20 protein-coding genes and 1 tRNA gene are annotated in these 17046 nt (G+C 43.6%); 13 read left to right on the top strand and 8 right to left on the bottom strand.

Annotated features, from left to right (window positions below; all coding sequences use genetic code 11):
• The first annotated feature begins 64 nt into the window (after window positions 1–64).
• Genes NITUZ_RS01450 through rpiA form a run of 4 tightly spaced genes read left to right on the top strand, consistent with a single transcriptional unit; the run spans window position 65 to window position 2050 of the window.
• On the top strand, window positions 65–295 hold the full coding sequence (locus NITUZ_RS01450; protein ID WP_048194497.1) for an LSm family protein: 231 nt from the start codon (window positions 65–67) through the stop codon (window positions 293–295).
• Window positions 296–301: 6 nt separating this feature from the next.
• Entirely contained in the window at window positions 302–469 is a 168-nt protein-coding gene (locus NITUZ_RS01445) for a 50S ribosomal protein L37e (RefSeq protein WP_081844825.1), read from the top strand.
• Complete coding sequence (locus NITUZ_RS01440) at window positions 470–1372, top strand: hypothetical protein (protein ID WP_048194493.1); 903 nt, start codon at window positions 470–472, stop codon at window positions 1370–1372. It abuts the gene before it with no gap.
• On the top strand, window positions 1373–2050 hold the full coding sequence (rpiA, locus tag NITUZ_RS01435; protein WP_048194491.1) for a ribose-5-phosphate isomerase RpiA: 678 nt from the start codon (window positions 1373–1375) through the stop codon (window positions 2048–2050).
• A gap of 53 nt (window positions 2051–2103) precedes the next feature.
• Here rpiA and NITUZ_RS01430 read toward each other — a convergent pair whose 3' ends face one another.
• The 3 genes from NITUZ_RS01430 to NITUZ_RS01420 all read right to left on the bottom strand — a co-directional run bounded on the left by NITUZ_RS01430 (window position 2104) and on the right by NITUZ_RS01420 (window position 5904).
• Entirely contained in the window at window positions 2104–3492 is a 1389-nt protein-coding gene (locus tag NITUZ_RS01430) for a dihydroorotase (RefSeq protein WP_048194489.1), read from the bottom strand.
• Between the two features lie 76 nt (window positions 3493–3568).
• Window positions 3569–4819, bottom strand: a complete 1251-nt coding sequence (locus NITUZ_RS01425) for a hydroxymethylglutaryl-CoA reductase, degradative (RefSeq protein WP_048194487.1) — start codon at window positions 4817–4819, stop codon at window positions 3569–3571.
• Window positions 4816–5904: a PQQ-dependent sugar dehydrogenase gene (locus NITUZ_RS01420; RefSeq protein WP_048194904.1), complete on the bottom strand. Its 1089-nt coding sequence runs from the start codon at window positions 5902–5904 to the stop codon at window positions 4816–4818. Before NITUZ_RS01420 ends, NITUZ_RS01425 begins: the two co-directional genes overlap by 4 nt.
• A gap of 82 nt (window positions 5905–5986) precedes the next feature.
• Here NITUZ_RS01420 and NITUZ_RS09955 point away from each other — a divergent pair.
• Window positions 5987–6112, top strand: a tRNA-Met gene (locus NITUZ_RS09955).
• 1 nt (window position 6113) lies between these two features.
• On the opposite strand, the gene NITUZ_RS01415 is transcribed toward NITUZ_RS09955, so the two are convergent.
• Window positions 6114–7436 carry a tRNA(Ile)(2)-agmatinylcytidine synthase gene (locus tag NITUZ_RS01415; RefSeq protein WP_244443781.1) on the bottom strand — a complete coding sequence of 441 codons (1323 nt, stop codon included), beginning with the start codon at window positions 7434–7436 and terminating at the stop codon, window positions 6114–6116.
• Window positions 7437–7514: 78 nt separating this feature from the next.
• Between NITUZ_RS01415 and dph2 the strand changes: the two genes are divergently transcribed.
• The 4 genes from dph2 (at window position 7515) to pheA (ending at window position 10380) form a co-directional block, all read left to right on the top strand.
• A complete protein-coding gene (gene dph2 / locus NITUZ_RS01410) occupies window positions 7515–8510 on the top strand; it encodes a diphthamide biosynthesis enzyme Dph2 (RefSeq protein ID WP_048194483.1) in 996 nt (331 codons plus the stop codon).
• A gap of 107 nt (window positions 8511–8617) precedes the next feature.
• Window positions 8618–8986 (top strand): hypothetical protein, encoded by a 369-nt coding sequence (locus NITUZ_RS01405; RefSeq protein WP_155991208.1) that lies wholly within the window; start codon window positions 8618–8620, stop codon window positions 8984–8986.
• 34 nt (window positions 8987–9020) lie between these two features.
• Window positions 9021–9566 carry an exosome complex RNA-binding protein Csl4 gene (locus NITUZ_RS01400; protein WP_048194479.1) on the top strand — a complete coding sequence of 182 codons (546 nt, stop codon included), beginning with the start codon at window positions 9021–9023 and terminating at the stop codon, window positions 9564–9566.
• A gap of 1 nt (window position 9567) precedes the next feature.
• Window positions 9568–10380 (top strand): prephenate dehydratase, encoded by an 813-nt coding sequence (gene pheA, locus NITUZ_RS01395; RefSeq protein ID WP_048194477.1) that lies wholly within the window; start codon window positions 9568–9570, stop codon window positions 10378–10380.
• Here the strand turns inward: pheA and NITUZ_RS01390 are convergent.
• From NITUZ_RS01390 to folP, 3 genes are read right to left on the bottom strand one after another with little or no spacing between them, the layout of a single operon-like run.
• Window positions 10377–10841, bottom strand: coding sequence for a hypothetical protein (locus NITUZ_RS01390; RefSeq protein WP_048194475.1), 465 nt, complete (start codon window positions 10839–10841; stop codon window positions 10377–10379). The two genes, pheA and NITUZ_RS01390, sit on opposite strands and share 4 nt — an antisense overlap.
• A gap of 34 nt (window positions 10842–10875) precedes the next feature.
• Complete coding sequence (gene guaB / locus NITUZ_RS01385) at window positions 10876–12306, bottom strand: IMP dehydrogenase (RefSeq protein WP_048194473.1); 1431 nt, start codon at window positions 12304–12306, stop codon at window positions 10876–10878.
• A 26-nt stretch (window positions 12307–12332) separates the two neighbouring features.
• Window positions 12333–13361 carry a dihydropteroate synthase gene (gene folP / locus NITUZ_RS01380; protein ID WP_320408999.1) on the bottom strand — a complete coding sequence of 343 codons (1029 nt, stop codon included), beginning with the start codon at window positions 13359–13361 and terminating at the stop codon, window positions 12333–12335.
• A gap of 1 nt (window position 13362) precedes the next feature.
• On the opposite strand from folP, the gene NITUZ_RS01375 reads away from it, so the two are divergent.
• The 3 genes from NITUZ_RS01375 to guaA all read left to right on the top strand — a co-directional run bounded on the left by NITUZ_RS01375 (window position 13363) and on the right by guaA (window position 16150).
• Window positions 13363–13974 carry a 6-hydroxymethylpterin diphosphokinase MptE-like protein gene (locus NITUZ_RS01375; protein WP_320408998.1) on the top strand — a complete coding sequence of 204 codons (612 nt, stop codon included), beginning with the start codon at window positions 13363–13365 and terminating at the stop codon, window positions 13972–13974.
• A gap of 101 nt (window positions 13975–14075) precedes the next feature.
• The gene (locus NITUZ_RS01370) at window positions 14076–14621 is read left to right on the top strand and encodes a hypothetical protein (protein ID WP_320408997.1); all 546 of its coding nucleotides are present in this window, start codon (window positions 14076–14078) and stop codon (window positions 14619–14621) included.
• A 5-nt stretch (window positions 14622–14626) separates the two neighbouring features.
• On the top strand, window positions 14627–16150 hold the full coding sequence (guaA, locus tag NITUZ_RS01365; protein WP_048194467.1) for a glutamine-hydrolyzing GMP synthase: 1524 nt from the start codon (window positions 14627–14629) through the stop codon (window positions 16148–16150).
• A 33-nt stretch (window positions 16151–16183) separates the two neighbouring features.
• Here guaA and NITUZ_RS01360 read toward each other — a convergent pair whose 3' ends face one another.
• Complete coding sequence (locus NITUZ_RS01360) at window positions 16184–16450, bottom strand: hypothetical protein (protein WP_048194465.1); 267 nt, start codon at window positions 16448–16450, stop codon at window positions 16184–16186.
• Window positions 16451–16588: 138 nt separating this feature from the next.
• On the opposite strand from NITUZ_RS01360, the gene NITUZ_RS01355 reads away from it, so the two are divergent.
• Window positions 16589–17035: a hypothetical protein gene (locus NITUZ_RS01355; RefSeq protein WP_048194463.1), complete on the top strand. Its 447-nt coding sequence runs from the start codon at window positions 16589–16591 to the stop codon at window positions 17033–17035.
• Window positions 17036–17046 lie beyond the last annotated feature (11 nt).

The following is a 17046-nucleotide window of genomic DNA, read 5'->3' as shown; positions in this document are numbered from 1 at the left end:
TTCTAATTTACACCAATGAAATTTTAATATAATCCCTAGTTAGGAGAGCCAATAAGTGAATTAAATGTCAGTTGACATGGCAGTAAAAGTACTGGATGAAAGCATCGACAAGGTAGTTCTAATAAAGCTCAAGGGCGGCAAGACCATCAGAGGTAATCTGAGAGGTTTTGATCAGCACATGAACCTGCTACTCGACGGCTCAGAAGAGATCCCTTCTGAAGGCGAGACAAAAAGCATTGGGACCATTGTTGTCAGAGGAGATAACGTAGTAATGATATCTCCACCACCTGCGTGATAGCGTATGGGACGAGGAACTCCATCAATGGGGTTGTTTTCAAGGAAAAAACCCCACATACGATGCAGAAGGTGCGGCAAGAACTCTTATCACAAGCGACAGCACAGATGCTCCAGCTGTGGTTTCCCAGAGGCAAGAATACGCAAATACAACTGGATCAAATGGTATGCGTAAATGGAAATAGCCCTAGTAATTAGCTCCCTTGCAGGTGCGGCTACCGCTGCCACGATAAACAAATTCCCGAAAAATAAGAACAAGATGCCGCTTTTGGGTGCAACCACTCAGATTCGAGCACAGATAGATTCTCTGAAAATTGAAAAGGAGATACTTACAAAAACTATTACGCGCTTGTACCAGAATGATTCTGGCCTAACCCAAATACAGCGAGACAAGCTATTATCAAGATACCAGTATCAGCTTGGAACCATCCTCTCAAAGATAGAAAAACTGGAGGAGGCAAGCAAGTATCCTGATCTAGGGCCGCTTGGAGATGGATTGATGTCCCTAATGGATCAGAAGCTCTCTGCCTTGGACAAACGTCTTGCGGAAATTTCATCAAAGATGACTGTGGTTCAGACAGAAAAACCCGAAGTCAAAAAGGAAGAGACTCGAAAGGAAGGCAAAGTAGAGACTGTAATTGAAAAGCCAGAAAACGCAAAATCGAACGTAGAGGAAATAATCAAATCGTTTGCAAGACCAGCGACAAGACTTGAGATTACGACACTCACAGAGATTCCGGCAAAGCCGGTATTTGAGATCCCAGTACCAAAGGCAGTTCAAACAATACAAATCGCACCACAAACACACCAGGAGGTAATAGAGCCTGCAGTAGAGACAGTACGACCGCAAGCAACGCAGATCCCGTTCATTACGCATCCAATTGACATTGAAGAACAGGTAAAATCTGAGCCACCAAAGCTTGAATTCAAAGATGAGCCAAAGCCTGAACCCGAAAGAAAAAAGCAGAAGATAAACATTCCAGAACCAGAAGTCGATGACGACGAGGACGATCTGGACTCAATCAAGCGCGAAATAATGAAGACACTATCAAAGCTAGAGCAGGCCGAGGTAGAATAGTTGTCGTACGATGATGCCATTGCGGCATTGTCAAAGGACGCATTAAGATTTGTAAAAAACAACACCGTACTCGGTCTTGGTAGCGGTAGAGCTGCAACTGCATTTGTAAAAGAGCTTGGAGTACACATCAAGAAAAAAAAGATGAGCGTGCGTGCAGTTCCAACATCACTACAGATAAAGATGGTTGCGGAAAGGGCGGGAATACATCTGATCAGCTCGGATCAAATTGAGAAAATCGACACCGTATTTGACGGCGCAGACCAGATCGATGGTCAAAGGAATCTCATCAAGGGTGGAGGTGGAGCCCTGCTACGAGAGAACATTTTGATTTCCTGTGCAAATCAAGTTATCATAATGGCAGATGCTACCAAGTTTGTCAGGCATTTTAACAAGACCGTCCCAGTAGAAATACACCCATTTGCAAGGAATACCGCAAAAAAACTCATAGAAGGTATTGGTGGAAAGCCGGAGATTAGAACAATTGAGCGAGGATATCCGTTCATCACAGAAAATGGCAACATCATATACGATTGCGATTTTGGAACAATCAAGGCGCCAGCGCAGCTTGCATCAAAGATAAAACTCGTAGCAGGTGTAGTTGAAGTTGGCATATTCACGCGCAAACCCGACATCATATACAAGGCAAATGAGAACGGCAAGTTTGAAATTCTAAGATAATTAATCGATATGTTATTTTGTTGAAGACTGGTAAATGCAGATAACAAGTATTGTTAGCCGAGTCGGCGTTCAACTAGTCTTCCATGGCCTACCTTGCCCACAATTTGCATGTTCTCAGTCACCACATGACCTCTTACCATCGTGGTCTGTGGCCATCCTTTCAGACTCCATCCCTCATACACCATATAGTCTGAGAATGCTCCAAAGAACTCTGATCTTACCTCCTGCTCCTTTTTCAAGTCTATTAGTACGATATCTGCATCGGCACCCTTTTGTATTGCGCCCTTTTGCGGAAACATTCCAAATATCCTCGCCGCGTTGGCACTAGTAAGATTTGCAAGTTGCCCCAGATGTATCCTGTTTTTATTCACGCCTTCGGAAAGCAATATTGGCAACATAGTGCCAATTCCAGGAAAGCCTGCAAGTGAGGACCACACATCCTGTCCGACCTTGCGTTTTAGTCTGTTTGCGACATGATCAGTACCTATAGTATCAACCTTGTTTTGTGATACTGCTTGCCATACCTGTTCAACATCCTGCATCGTCCTTATTGGAGGCATTACTTTTGCAAGATATCCTGACTGTTTTTCATATGAGAGTGTAAGGTAGTGAGGACATGTCTCAACAAAGATTCTTGTGCCCTTGGCCCTCTCTTCTTCTATTGCCAAAAGCGCGGAAGTGGAGCCAATATGTACAAAATAAATCACAGTGCCAAACTCTCTTGCGATTTGACAGACCTTTCGAATTGATTTTACCTCAGAGTCAGGCGGCCTGCTCTGTGACCATGCAGGCAGCCCATCTTTGCCATCCTGCTTTGCCTTTTTTATTCCGCATTCACACATTTGGTAGTCTTCTGCGTGCACCAGAACCGGGCATCCAAGGTTTGCGGCGTTTGCAAGCACTTTTCGTATGGTGTTTTCTTCAAGTTGTACTGTAGCTTCGAATAGGTCTGTTGCTCCCGGGTCCATGTCCATGTAGACGTGTCCTATCTCTCCTCCCAAGTTCATGTAAAGCTTGAACGATTTTATGCCATTTTCAACACAGTATTTCATCTCGTCTGCCTGCTTTTCATCAAATATAGTACCGTGTATGGCATAATCTACATAGTGAGTAGTTTTTGAGGCAGCAAGTTGCTCTGCAAGGTGCGTCTTGTACGAGCGGCCAAGCCGAAGCATCCTCATCATGGTGGTGACACCGCCAAGGGCTGCCGCCCTGGATTCTGTTATTGCGGCCTCATTTATTGGCGAGTACACTCCATAATGCACGTGTGTATCTATTACCCCAGGCATTGCTACAAGTCCCCTGCCTTGAATTTTTTTGTCGCACTGCGGTATATCGGTAGTAAAATCCACAATCTTTCCATCATTAATTATGATGTTTCTTTCCAGCATTCCCTTTGTGGTTACTATGTGAGAGTCAAGTATTACGGAATCGAACGTCAACTAGTGGGATTGAAATGGTCTTGCTATTATTGGTTTTGAGAAATGGAGAATCGATTTACAGGAAGCTGCGATCTGATCAGTCCGAATTCAAAAGCTCTTTTGCCCTGTTGATAGATATGTTACCTTCTTTTATCATCTGCTCCACGATGGAGTCTATATGGTCAGGTGCGGCACCCGCAGCTGCTGCAAGATTCCTTGCATGCAATCTCATGTGGCCCTTCTGGATTCCCTCAGATGCAAGAGCCCTGATTGCACTAAAGTTCTGTGCAAGACCCATGGCACCAATTACGCATGCAAGCTCACTTGCTGATGAAACTCCCAGTATCTTTGCGCATATTTTCGCCATTGGGTGCACGTTGATTATTCCCCCAACTGTTCCTACCGACATTGGTAGTTCAATAAACCCCACAAGATTTCCGTCTTTGTCCTTGCTCCATTTTGTAAGCGAGGTATACTTGCCATTTCTTGCCGCGTAAGCATGGGCTGCTGCTTCTATTGCACGTGTGTCCTGACCTGTTGCGTTTGCAACCGCGATTATTCCGTTCATTATTCCCTTGTTGTGCGTCACAGCCCTGTAGGGGTCGCTTGCAGCAAACTCGTAGGCCAGGATGATATTATCAACTATCTTCTCCCCTCCAACCTCATTCTTATCAAATGTTGCAGTGCCCCTAACCATCCTCCTTGTGGAATAATTTGAGAGTATTTTCAACACGGCCCTGCCTCCAGTTATCTGCTCTATTAGCGGTGCAACTCCCTCGCACATTGTGTTTGTCACGTTGGCGCCCATAGCATCACCTACGTCAATTAACAGTTCTACTATGAGCATCTTGCCGGAAGGCGTTTCAAGTTTTTTGCACGATATTTCTTTTGCTCCCTTTCCCATCTTGGAAAGAGTGTTGCTCTTCGAGTTTGCAAGCTCCAATATTTGCGCAGATGTTTCCATAACTTTTTTTGTAGCTGATTCTACGTCGGTTTCAACTATCTGGATCTGTCCTATACTGTACGATTCATCATTATTCATTGAGAAGCCACCGCACAGTCTTGCAATCTTGGCTGCCTTTGATGCGGCAGCAATTACAGAGGGCTCCTCAATCACCATAGGCACAAGATACTCTTTTTTGTTTATCACAAAATTTGTTGCAATGCCGAGCGGGAATGAGAACGTGCCGATTGCGTTTTCCACCATCTTGTCTGCCTGCTCAAATCCTATTCCGCCCAATGACTCTAGTGTCTGTCTTTCTTCCTTTGTCAGACCAGTAATCCTTTCCACTATGTCAAGTCTTTCCTTCCTGCTCTTTTCAAAAAACCTTGAAATCTTTTCTGTCATCTCAAAATCCGGATTAATTTGTCATCGTTTCTGTCTGGAAATCCCTTTCCGTCGGTGTTTGATGTAATAAGATAAAGATAACCATCAGGACCCTCGTTCACATCTCTGATTCTACCCACGCCGCTCAATATGCTTTTTTGTGACGCCATGCCCCTCTCATCTATATCAACATGGAATAGGTTTGCTCCACGAAGTGTTGCCATTATCATACCCTCAATTGCAATCTTGTCGCCTCCGTAAAAGACGATGCCGCCTGGCTCTATACTCGGATCATAGCACATGATAGAATCGACAAATTCCGGTTTTCCGCCACACTCTTGCTCAGGCCAGCCATAGTTCTGTCCTGCCCTAACTATGTTTATCTCGTCGTTTTTTGTCGGCCCTGCTTCAGTCACATACATATCACCATTTTCTCTCCATGCCATCCCTTGCACGTCCCTATGACCTAGTGAGAACACCGGCGAGCCAGAAATCGGATTATCATCAGGTATAGTGCCATCATCATTAAGGCGCAAGATCTTGCCACCAAGTGAGTCAATCTCTTGAGATTCGTGCGAAAACTCTGAGGAGATGCCAGTTGCCACATACAGCTTGCCGTCAGGACCGAATTTTAGAACTCCGCCGTTATAGAACTGGGAGCCTGGAATCTTGTCAAGTATTGTGACAACGTCAGACACTTTGTTTTCAGACTCTGTTATGCGGATGACCTTGTTCCAGAGATTGTCATTTTCAGAGTAGGTGTAATACACATAAAGAAAATGATTAGCACTAAAATCAGGGTGCGTCGCAATACCCAGCAGTCCGCCTCCAAATATGCTTGCTGCCCGCAGTGTCGCAAGCGGTTCCTCAAGAAGCACATCGGATTGTATAACCCTGATGGTGCCGGCCTTTTCAGTAACGAATATTTTTTGATCCGCAAATGCGATTGCCCATGGCCTTTTCAGTCCAGTCGCAAGAATCTTTATCGACTCATTTGTTTGCTCGCTTGGCTCTGGTATTGGCGGAGGCTGTGACGGCGAAGTAAGAATGACAACAGACACTATCAGAGCTCCGATAATTCCTGCAATGCGAAACTTTTTGTCCACACCTGAGAGAATTTTCAAACGATATTAAATTAGTTGCAGACGCAGCAGTGCCTATATATCCCCAATAATCCAAGTTTCAATCAGCGGGGTGGGGAAGTCAGTCTTTAAAGGGCTAAGTCATCCCGGCGGGCTCATAATCACCATGATGAGAAACCCGCAGATCAGTGGTTCAAATGGAGGTAACCTCCTGAAAGTCCACTCCCCGCTACTTAATTTTTATAAGATGAAAACCAGCGTACCCGCTCACTGAAATTAGAGTCTGTGTTTACAATGCCTATTCTTTTTTGAGGTCTTGTAAGGTGGCGGTGTGCAGATGACTGAGGTATGTAGAGTCCCTTCCGTATGTTCCTTTTCACATATTGTACTGATTTTGAGGTGCGTTTGCAACCGCACCTTGCACATTCAAAACCCTGCCCCCTCCCCTTTGACTTCATTTTTTTATCACATTTTTCGCATGTGGGATTTACCAAAATCTGCTTTTTTTGGAGCTTGAGTACTTTAAAGAACTCGACATTAAGAGTGCGCGGATGCGTTTTTGATGCCCGCCTTATGCCACCTCCTACCTGAATCCTGTCCCCCACTACAAGCTCCATTGCGTTACGCGTTATCCCTGTGGGTCTGTATACTGCGCAGTTTATTTCCACACAATCTTTGGTAATGCAGAACATCACGTGTCCTCCTTTGTGCATCTTCGGCTCTTTTGAGACCACCCCAGTAATTCTTCCAGACGAATAAGGTTTTAGTGCGAGCACGTCAAGCTCATTTTGCAGGTGATCACCAGTACCCTGATTAGACTTGAACACCAGATAACCGGCAGGATCCTCTGATCTTATCATCGTGGATGCATCAATGAGCGTCCTGACATCTTCACCTCTCACTCCATACAGCACTGGATCCGGCCCGCGTGGAGCAAGAAGTACTTTTTCCTTTTTTGTATCATAGCTGTTAAACGTCTTATCAAAGCGTTCCTGCATTCTCTTTACGCTTGTAGGATCAACTTGTCTTTTTGTGCCAAACCTTTTCCTTTTTCTGTAGCTTAATAACTCGTATGTGTGGTCTTCGAATCTATAGCCTATAGCCCCTAATGCTCCTACCAGCCCTTGTCCATTACCAATATGAAACGATTCAAGGCCGTTTTTCCGGATAAACTCTCTTGCTCTCTTTCTGCTCACAAGGCTCCAAAGTGCATCTCTGCTAAATTGGGTGAAGTCGTCTGGGACTTTTTCGCTTTCATAAAATACCACGCCGGGGTTTGCACCATTTTTCAGATCAGAGAACTTTGATACAAATCGGATTACTTTAGCCTTTATTCTCTGCGGTCTAGATGTTTTTACTGTGAATGAAACTGCGCCGTTGCCACGCGTCTTCCACGGTATGTTGGGATTGAATCGCACCAATCTAGGATAGTCAACAAACTTGACATTTTCTTTCCTCAGCGATTCTATCAGTCTGTACGCAAGATAGGTAGTACACATGCCCTTTGGCGAGTCCGTATCATCAAAACCGATGCTAAGAACAGTCTCCTTGTGCACGATTGGCAATAGCATGCAGGACATTTGTGGGTTTTGACAGGTGCGTTTAAATTTAAAATAAAGAAATTCAGCTAATCAATGATAATAATAGACGAAGAAACAATATTTCGTATCATCCAGGAGCGCAAACCCGCATCAGTAGCGCTGAATGGTCCTGAAGGAATGATACCAAAGGTGCAAGATACAGCAGTTAAGATAATGAATAGATTTGGAATACCCGCCTACGTCATAGCAGATACGACGTGGGGCTCCTGCGACATAAATTCAAATGGTGCAAAGGTACTCTCAGCTGAGATCCTGTTCAACGTAGGCCACACCATAACGATGCAGAACTTTGGCGATAATGTTGTAATGATTGATGCATTTGATGATATAACATTCGACTCTGTGGCAGAAAAATGTGCAGCTATGTTACGGGAAAAGACAATCTCCCTTGTAACTGATAGCCAGCACCTAAACCAGATAGACAAGGTCAGAGAAATTCTGCAAGATAGGGGCGTTACAGTCAAGGTGGGAAAGGGCATGGGCCAGCTAAACGACGGCCAAGTATTTGGATGTGAGTTCTATCCTGCTTCCCAGATAAAAGACCAAGTTGATGCCAACGTCTTCATGGGCCAAAGCAACTTTCATGCAGCAGGGCTTGCGCTTTCAACTAATAAGCCGACATTCATTCTCGATCCGTACTTTAATGAGGTACGTGATGTAACCGAGTTTGCGCAAAAGCTGCAAAGAAAGGCTACACTTGCAATCTACAAGGCAGCCGAAGCAAAGACGTTCGGGGTCATCGTAGGATTAAAGGAAGGACAGATGTCAAAGACAGCCGCCCTCAAATTCAAGCGCGAGCTGGAAAAGGAAGGAAAGCAAGTGCAATTATTTGCACTGACAGACATAACGAACGAGAGATTACGAAATCTGAAAGGTATTGACGCGTTCATTCAGGTAGCATGTCCTAGGATATCCACAGATAACGAGTTTGACAAGCCAGTACTTTCCACCCCGCAAGCAAACGCGCTGCTCAAAGTACTGCGAAATGAGAGCATAGATGGCTACTTGCAAATACCGCATTGGTTGTGAAAAATGTTGACAATAATCTTAATATGGAAGATTCAAAGTGGTTTTCTTATCAGGAAAAAGTAGTTTGAGTCCAACAGTTCATTTTCTAAAAGCATAACAGGATGCAGATGGCGCGCAAAAACAATTTCTCACATGCAAAAAAGAACTTTATTAGATATCCAAAGGCACGCATACACGTAAGTTGCATAATCAAAGATGAGGAGGGAGATGTTATTGCCATCAAGGGCATGAAGCTTGGAACTAACTCTGTAGTACGCGATCAGGTATGGACTGCCGAAGAAATATACGAGAAAAGTGGTCAGAGCCCGAACTTCTCACAGACCCATTCGTTCTGGGCAAGAGATAAGGACAATAATGAATCAGAGTTATATTGCAAAAGAAAGAATGGAAAGATCTGCCTTGTTGCACCATCCATCGTAGACGAGGACGGCAGAGACATACTAAAAGACATACCTACGTGCGAGTCGGAAATCTGAAAAGAGTTAATACTATAAAGTAGGGCAGATAGGCATGAACGATTTTGTATTGCCAGGAGATAAGATTGGATTTATCGAGGAAATTGGCTCAGGCAGCAATACATTTGATGATGGGGACACCATCAGGGCTTCAACAGCTGGAATTTTGACCATCGATAAAAAGGCCAAACTGGCGCAGGTGGAAAACGGCAAGCAGCTGTCAATACCAAAGAAAGGAGATATCGTCATTGGCAGTGTGAGTGCTGTACTATCTTCCATGATTGCAGTTGTAATTCACTACATTAACGGAAAACCAAATCATTCTGGAGTTGAATGTATATGCCAGAATCCTGACAAGCGGAGAATACTTGCGCGCGTAAATGATATAGTTGCGTTAAGAATTGAGGCCCATCTAAATGGAGCTATACATGCCACCATGGATGAGCCAGAGCTTGGAGTGCTGTTCACAAAATGCAATTCTTGTGCTGGAAGTGTGGTTCCCCTCAGGGACAGGGTCAAGTGCCCAAATTGTGGTTACATGGAAGAAAGAAAGATCTCATCCAACTACGAAAAGGCCGATTTCTTAAAACTGCGAGAGTAAGATGGACAAGGTATCGTTCCAGGGAGAACGAGGTGCATACAGCGAAGATGCGGCAATCACATTCTTTGGCACAGATATTGAGACAATACCATGTGCAACGTTTGCAGAAGTAGTGGCACATACTGAAAACAACAAAACTAAGTATTCTGTTTTACCTGTGGAAAACTCACTTGAGGGAAGTGTTGGCGAAAGCTACGATCTGTTGCTTTCCACCAATTTGACAATAGTTGGAGAGATATACTACAGGGTAAGGCATTGTCTTATCGGATTTGGCAAGTTAGGTGACATAGATACTGTATATTCGCACCCCCAAGCCCTCGGGCAGTGCAGAAACTTTATTCAAAAACACCAATTAAAGACAGTTCCTGCATACGATACGGCAGGTAGTGTCAAGATAATAAAGGAAATAGGTAAGAAAAACATAAGCTGTATTGCAAGCAAGAGGGCCTCTGAGATATACGGTGTTGCCGTGATTGCAGAGGGAATAGAGGACAATGCTAACAACTATACAAGATTTCTGGTGCTCTCAAAGAGCGAGGTCGGCGGAGACAAGGATAAGACATCAATAATATTTTCGATAAAGCATGAATCTGGTGCATTGTACAACATACTAAAAGAGTTTAACGATTACAAGATAAGCCTTACAAAGATAGAATCAAGGCCAAACAAGAGCACGCCATGGGAATACAATTTTTATGTCGACTTTGATGGCAGATATGACGATCCGAAGATAATGGATCTGCTAGAGAAAATAACGCGCAAAACGGTCTTTCTGAAGATACTCGGCTCTTACAAGAGAGCCAAGCTTTCCTAGAAACCCTTTGGCTTGCGGACGCTAAATGCTGCACTGAATCCGATTATTACTATCCCAGCTGTTATCACCATAATATGATATGTGAAAAGGAGCGGATCAGTGTTCTTTGAGAACTGGCCGGTGATCCTCAGCTCTGTGCTTCCTGTGTTTTTGATTTCTATTCTGTTTATTCCTTCCTGCAGGACATACCAATCAAATGTTATCTCGTTTTTAAAGTCCTCATCTTTTTGAATTCCATCCGCAGGTGTTTGAAGCTTTACATGGAATCTTTCTCCAGTGACCTTGAAATTCTGGTGCGAGCTTTTTGGTGCGGTAAACTGGTAGGTTACAGATTTTGCCACATCAACTGTCTCATCCACATTAATGGTCTGAATTCCAATAGACAGTATCAGTGCATACAGGCCTATGGCCGTTATGACTGAGCCTACGCCGATTCCGATGATGGTTCTCTTGGTCAGCATGGTGTGATTTTGGATTTGATGATAAAAAACGTTTTTACATCAGGTCTACGTCGTGAGGCTGGCTTTCAGCAAATCCTGCGCGAGACATTTTGATGAACTCCGCATTCTGTTGCATTTGTGGGATGGTATGAGCGCCACAGTAGCTAAGCCCGGAGCGCACACCGCCTGCCAGCTGTTTTATGATATCAGTTACTGTTCCTTTGTACGGCACCATCGCTTCAACGCCTTCTGCCACATAGTCGTTAAGATCTTCATTTATTGCCACAGTTCCAGTTTCCTTGGACTTGCGTCCTAGTGCAGCATAAAATGAAGCCATGCCACGGTAGATTTTATACCGTTTTCCATTTTTCATCACGTAGGAGCCAGGACTCTCATCAGTTCCTCCAAAGAGACTTCCAATCATAACAGTTGATGCACCCGCGGCAAGAGCCTTGCACACATCGCCTGACGTCCTTGTTCCTCCATCAGATATTATTGGAACATCATATTTTTTACCAATCTGGGCGCAATCATAGACTGCCGTTAGCTGCGGCACTCCCGAGCCTGTAATCACTCTGGTTATGCATATCGAGCCTGAGCCGACGCCGACCTTGACTGCGTCGACGCCTGCCTTGATGAGATCTTCTGTGCCTTTGGCAGTTGCCACGTTCCCTGCTATTAACTCGCAGCTTGGAAATGCCTTTTTGATATTTTTGATGGTATTAATGGCATTCTCAGAGTGACCGTGAGCTATGTCCACTACTATTACGTCTGCATCTGCCTCAAGCAATGCTTCTGTTCTTTCCATAAAGTCCCCCTTAACGCCTACCGCCGCGCCTACAAGCGGTCTTCCCTTTTTGTCTTTTGAAGCATTAGGATAGTTCTCATTGTGCGTGATGTCTTTGCTGGTGATGAGGCCCTTGACCATTCCTGCCTGATCCACCAGTGGAAGTTTTTCGATTCGGTGTTCCCGGAGTATTTCCTTTGCCTCTGCAAGAGATATTCCTGGCTTTGCAGTTATGACATCCTTTGTCATCACATCTTTGATTAGCCTGCTTGGATTTGACTCGAATGTAACGTCTCTACCTGTCAATATGCCAAGAAGTTTGGAATCCTTGACTACAAGTAATCCCGATACCCCCTTTTCATGCATGTAAGCAACAGCATCCCTTACTGTCTGTTCAGGAGATATAGTGTACGGATTTTCAATCATCACGCTTGCAGATCGCTTTACCTTTAGTACCTCTTCTACTTCCTCCTGCACCGTAAGAAATCTGTGTATGATTCCGATTCCTCCTTCTTGGGCAAGCGCTATTGCCATTGCTGATTCTGTTACAGTATCCATGTTTGCCGAGATCAAAGGTATGTTAAGCGAGATGTTCTTTGAGAGTTTGGTTCTAAGGTCAGTCTGCGATCTTGTGGTTATGTTAGAATATTTTGGCACAAGAAGAACATCATCAAACGTTAATCCTTCTCTTATTTCCAAACCTTTTACAGAAGAATTGCAATGCGTTATAAGCCTTTTCCCGTTTTTTTCAACATCTTTTGCGCTAGTGAGATCACCGTCTTTGTCCGCCCGACGTTATGCGTTCGTATGATGTCGGCCCCGTTTATTGTTGCGATTGCCTCCGCAGTAAGTGAGCCGAACAGACGGTCCTCAGGATCTTTTGATTCAATTATTCTTCCAATGAATGACTTGTTTGAAACTGAGATCAGTATCGGTTGACCCATCTTCAGTGAAGATAGGTTTGCAATCACGTCAAGATCACGTGCAAGCCAATCTGACGTTATTTTCGTGTAGAATTTGCCTTTCGCTTTATTTCTAAAAAAACCCACCGCCGGATCCAGCGCAATGTTTTGATTCTCCACTCCGGCGCGTCTTGCAATATGGAGGCTCTGCTTTAGCAGGATTTTTGTTTGCTCAAGCAAGTTGCCTCGTATTGTATTCTTTCCATATGCACATAAAATAAGCGACGGAGAGTATCTTTCAACGACGGATGCCATTTGTTTGTCATATTTTAATCCAGAGATGTCGTTGAGAATCTGCACTCCACTTGCAAGCGCCTCCTTTGCCACATTTGCCCTGCATGTATCTACAGATAGCGGTATGTCGGATACCTGCCTGATCTGCTTTATTGCATCAAGCACTCGCTTTATCTCGTGTTTTTCTGGGATGATGGTAGACAGATAGGGGGCAGTTGACATTCCTCCAATATCCACAAAGTCGGCCCCATCCTGCTCCATTTTGAGTACAGTTTGTGCAATCTGTGTGCCCTTTTTTACTGATTTTTTATAAAACGATTCGGGACTTGCGTTTAGTATTCCCATCACTCTTACTGGACTTGAACCACCCACATGTAGTGGGCCTATCTTGTGCACATAATTTATCACAAGGTCTGCTAATTTTAGATTTGTCTGAGCTATGAGAGGATGGGATACGATGTACCGGAATATTGCCAAGAGTATGGGATACAGTAAAGACAGGGATCGCAGATCAGCTACGCTATTAAACTCCATACTAAGCGAGTGTCCCTTTGACAAAATGGAAAGGATGATCCGTGGTAAACCTGTCTTTGTAATTGGAGCTGGACCGTCGATTTCTTATTCGATTCCATATTTGAAAAGACATAAAGATATAGTGAAAATTTGCGCCGACAGTGCTCTTGTGCCTCTGATGCAGGGTGGCATAATACCACAGATAGTGGTAACAGACTTGGACGGCGATTTGCAGGTTATGAAAAAGCTGAGCAAGACCAAGACGATTTTTGTGGTCCACGCACATGGAGACAACATGGAAAGACTGGAATTTGCAAGTAACTTTAGAAACTGCATAGGAACTACACAAACAGAGGATGTAGGAAGGGTACGCAATTTCGGCGGCTTTACTGACGGAGACAGATGTGTTTTTTTGGCAAGCCATTTTGGAGCAAAAAAAATCTTTTTGTTCGGTATGGATTTTGGACAAAGAATAGGCAAACATTCTAAAACAAGAAGACAGGATCGAAAGATAAAACTGAAAAAGCTCAGACATGGAAAAGAACTCTTGGAGTGGCTTGCACATAAAACCAGCTCTGAGCTTTATACCCTCTCGAAACCTATAACGGGTTTTAAGAAAATACGGTATGATGCCATAGATTCCAAACTTGTGGTCTAGTGAAGATCATTTGTCTTATCAGGCGATGCAATATCACTACCTATGCTTAGAATCAATTAAAACAGTATTCATTTTAATACCGTCCAAGGTTCATACAGATCATGTTCTCAGAAGAACAAATCAAGGACGCCCTTGAGGTCAAGGATCGGATTTTGTCTGAGATCCAGAAACACAAAGAGGAAATAGAGATGCTTGAGAAAAATCTACTGCTGGTCAATTCTTTTCTAAAACAACAAAGCTTCACAAAGGCATCTCAGATAAAGGAAGTAAAACACGAATCCGCCGCCCTGCAGGACCAGGCGATCCCGCTTAGAAAGAACAGTGACGGCTCGCTTATTGCAAATGCCTATGTTACTCCGGAACAGGTTTCAATAATACTTGACGAGAAGATCTCACTACGGGAGGATGTGCATCCATTCAAGTCGTTTTTCATCGACAGAATCATAGGTGAAATGATAAAAAAAGATATGGCAGATCTTGAAAAGGGCATCATAAGCGAAGATGCGATGATCAATTTTCTTGTGAATAAAAACGGAGCAACTCTACGTGAAATTATAATCAAAAATTATCGTCAGAAGGAAAGAGTAAATGAGATAATCAACACTGCAACATGGTCACTCTCAAAGATGCTTGATAATTCAAAGTGATTAGATTGGACAAAATCATAGTGTTAGATTTTGGTTCCCAATATAGTCACCTGATATGCAGAAGAATACGCGAGTTCTCAGTGTACGCAGAGCTTGTCCCGTATGACATTCCCTACGAGAAGCTGAAGGAGATGAACCCAAAAGGCATCATATTTTCCGGGGGACCGTCAAGCGTTTACAATAACGGAGCACCAAAACCCGACTCCCAGATATTTCAGATACAGCTACCATTGCTTGGAATATGTTATGGACATCAACTCATAGTTGACAATTTTGGTGGTAGGGTAAAGCGTGCAAACAAGGAATATGGTCATTCTATTCTTACAGTAGACAATGGCTCAAGCCTTCTTAGTGGAGTTGGAAATTCAGTAAGGGCATGGATGAGTCACGGTGATGAGGCAGAAAAAATTCCAGAGAATTTTGAGATCATAGGACACACCGAGCGCTCGCATGCAGCAGCAATTGCAAACAAGCAGCAGTCAATTTATGGAATCCAGTTCCATCCAGAGGTCGTGCACACAGAAAACGGCGTCCAAATTCTCAAAAATTTTGTTCTCAACATATGCAAAGCAAGGCAAGATTGGACAATGGAGAGTTTTATTGAGAAGACAGTTTCCGACATATCGAAAATCGAAGGCAACGTGCTGTGCGGTGTGAGCGGCGGGATAGACTCTACAGTTGCAGCCCTTTTAATACACAAAGCCATAGGCAACAGACTAAAGTGCGTCTTTGTAGATAATGGGCTTCTTAGGCTTAACGAGGAGCAGGAGATCGAAAAGATGTTCAGGGACAACTTTGCAGTTGACTTTACTGCAGTTAATGCAAAGGCGCAATTTCTCGGCAAATTAAAGGGCGTGACCGATCCAGAGATGAAAAGGAAGATAGTAGGTGAAGAATTTGTCAGAATTTTTACTGATTTTGCAAAGACCCACGGTCCGTTCAGATGGCTTGCACAGGGAACGCTATATCCTGATGTCATAGAAAGTGGCGTTTCAAAAGGCCCTGCCGCAGTAATAAAGACTCACCACAATGTAGGAGGGCTGCCAGACTGGCTCAAACTAGAGATATTGGAACCGCTCAGAGAGCTTTACAAGGATGAGGTACGAAAGGTTGCTGCAATTCTAGGTGTTCCGCAAAAGCTGCTTGCAAGACATCCGTTTCCAGGTCCAGGTCTTGCAGTACGAATAATCGGGGAAGTAACTGAGAAAAAGCTAAACATTGCCAAGACGGCAAGCAAGATAGTCGAGGAAGAGCTTGAAGCTGCAGGCTGGTACGATAAGGTATGGCAGGCGTATGCTGCAGTAGGAGACGATAAAGCAGTTGGTGTCGTAGGAGATGAGAGAAAGTATGGGAACATAGTGATGATTCGCGTGGTCGAATCAATTGACGCAATGACGGCAGACTGGACAAGACTACCACATGAGATTTTGGCAAAGATTAGCAATAGGATAACAAATGAGATAGACGAGGTAACGTGGGTATCATATGTGGTCTCAAGCAAGCCTCCAGCTACTATCGAGCCCCAATAAAAATAAAATAAAAATAAAGAAAATCCTGTTTTACTATGTTTTCTTTGTTATCTCTTTTGCTTTCTTTGCCTCCATTAGTTTTAGTTTCGATTTTAGTTGTTCTGACTTAAGCTTCATTGTAGGTTCCTGTGCGTCGTATGATTTTTCAATGCTTACTTTGTACATGGTTTTAGTTCCAAAGCTTTTAGGAGACAATCTGTCCGTAATATCGGCTTTTTTTGCTTCTGCAGGAGATACGTTTGCGACGGTCACAGCAAATACGAGTATTGCTGCAATAGATGTTACCATGATTGTTTTCATTATATCACCTCCGAAGATTTTTGGGAGTCGGATTTTCCGCACTCAATGACAGTCTGATTTGCTTTCATTACCAATCCAATACATAATTGATATTAGGCAATAACCTTCCGCCAGCGGCATGCCTTTGGTAATGATATCATGGATTTCCAATCAACACCAATAGTGGCAACAGTAATTTGGCTCGACGTAAGCATACTGGTGATGAGTGCGGCAAAAAAGCTTGATGAGGCCCAACAAGAACTGTCTTTGCTTACAACTACAAAGGATCCCAAGATAACAAGGTTTGTTAGAATCATTCAGGACGTATATGATACGCTTTTAGACGAATACAGCAAAAAATTCGGATGTGGGAGCGGTCGCACAAGTCTTGCAAAATTTAAGACTAGTGCAAAAAAGGCTGGAAATGTACATGCGATTAATTTTCTTATTTGGTATGAGAAAGAATTCCGTTCAGTAAGAAATGATCCACGGGTAGGCAATCTACTTGATTTGAACTCACAGCATGATTCTAATGATATCAAGTCATGTTCCATTCTTTTGGAATTGACTCGCAATCTTGTTTATCATGCGTACGAAAATTTTTGAAAAAAAAATAA

The sequence above is a fragment of the Candidatus Nitrosotenuis uzonensis genome (genome assembly GCF_000723185.1).
Classification (GTDB): Archaea; Thermoproteota; Nitrososphaeria; order Nitrososphaerales; family Nitrosopumilaceae; genus Nitrosotenuis; species Nitrosotenuis uzonensis.
This window is presented reverse-complemented; position numbering and strand designations above follow the sequence as displayed.

Coding starts and splice junctions, on each gene's coding strand:
- NITUZ_RS01360 (WP_048194465.1), bottom strand. CDS start 16,450: ATGAAAACAATCATGGTAACATCTATTGCAGCAATACTCGTATTTGCT.
- NITUZ_RS01355 (WP_048194463.1), top strand. CDS start 16,589: ATGGATTTCCAATCAACACCAATAGTGGCAACAGTAATTTGGCTCGAC.
- NITUZ_RS01370 (WP_320408997.1), top strand. CDS start 14,076: ATGTTCTCAGAAGAACAAATCAAGGACGCCCTTGAGGTCAAGGATCGG.
- NITUZ_RS01445 (WP_081844825.1), top strand. CDS start 302: ATGGGACGAGGAACTCCATCAATGGGGTTGTTTTCAAGGAAAAAACCC.
- NITUZ_RS01390 (WP_048194475.1), bottom strand. CDS start 10,841: ATGCTGACCAAGAGAACCATCATCGGAATCGGCGTAGGCTCAGTCATA.
- NITUZ_RS01425 (WP_048194487.1), bottom strand. CDS start 4,819: ATGACAGAAAAGATTTCAAGGTTTTTTGAAAAGAGCAGGAAGGAAAGA.
- NITUZ_RS01450 (WP_048194497.1), top strand. CDS start 65: ATGTCAGTTGACATGGCAGTAAAAGTACTGGATGAAAGCATCGACAAG.
- dph2 (WP_048194483.1), top strand. CDS start 7,515: ATGATAATAATAGACGAAGAAACAATATTTCGTATCATCCAGGAGCGC.
- NITUZ_RS01375 (WP_320408998.1), top strand. CDS start 13,363: ATGGAAAGGATGATCCGTGGTAAACCTGTCTTTGTAATTGGAGCTGGA.
- NITUZ_RS01400 (WP_048194479.1), top strand. CDS start 9,021: ATGAACGATTTTGTATTGCCAGGAGATAAGATTGGATTTATCGAGGAA.
- NITUZ_RS01440 (WP_048194493.1), top strand. CDS start 470: ATGGAAATAGCCCTAGTAATTAGCTCCCTTGCAGGTGCGGCTACCGCT.
- NITUZ_RS01405 (WP_155991208.1), top strand. CDS start 8,618: ATGGCGCGCAAAAACAATTTCTCACATGCAAAAAAGAACTTTATTAGA.
- pheA (WP_048194477.1), top strand. CDS start 9,568: ATGGACAAGGTATCGTTCCAGGGAGAACGAGGTGCATACAGCGAAGAT.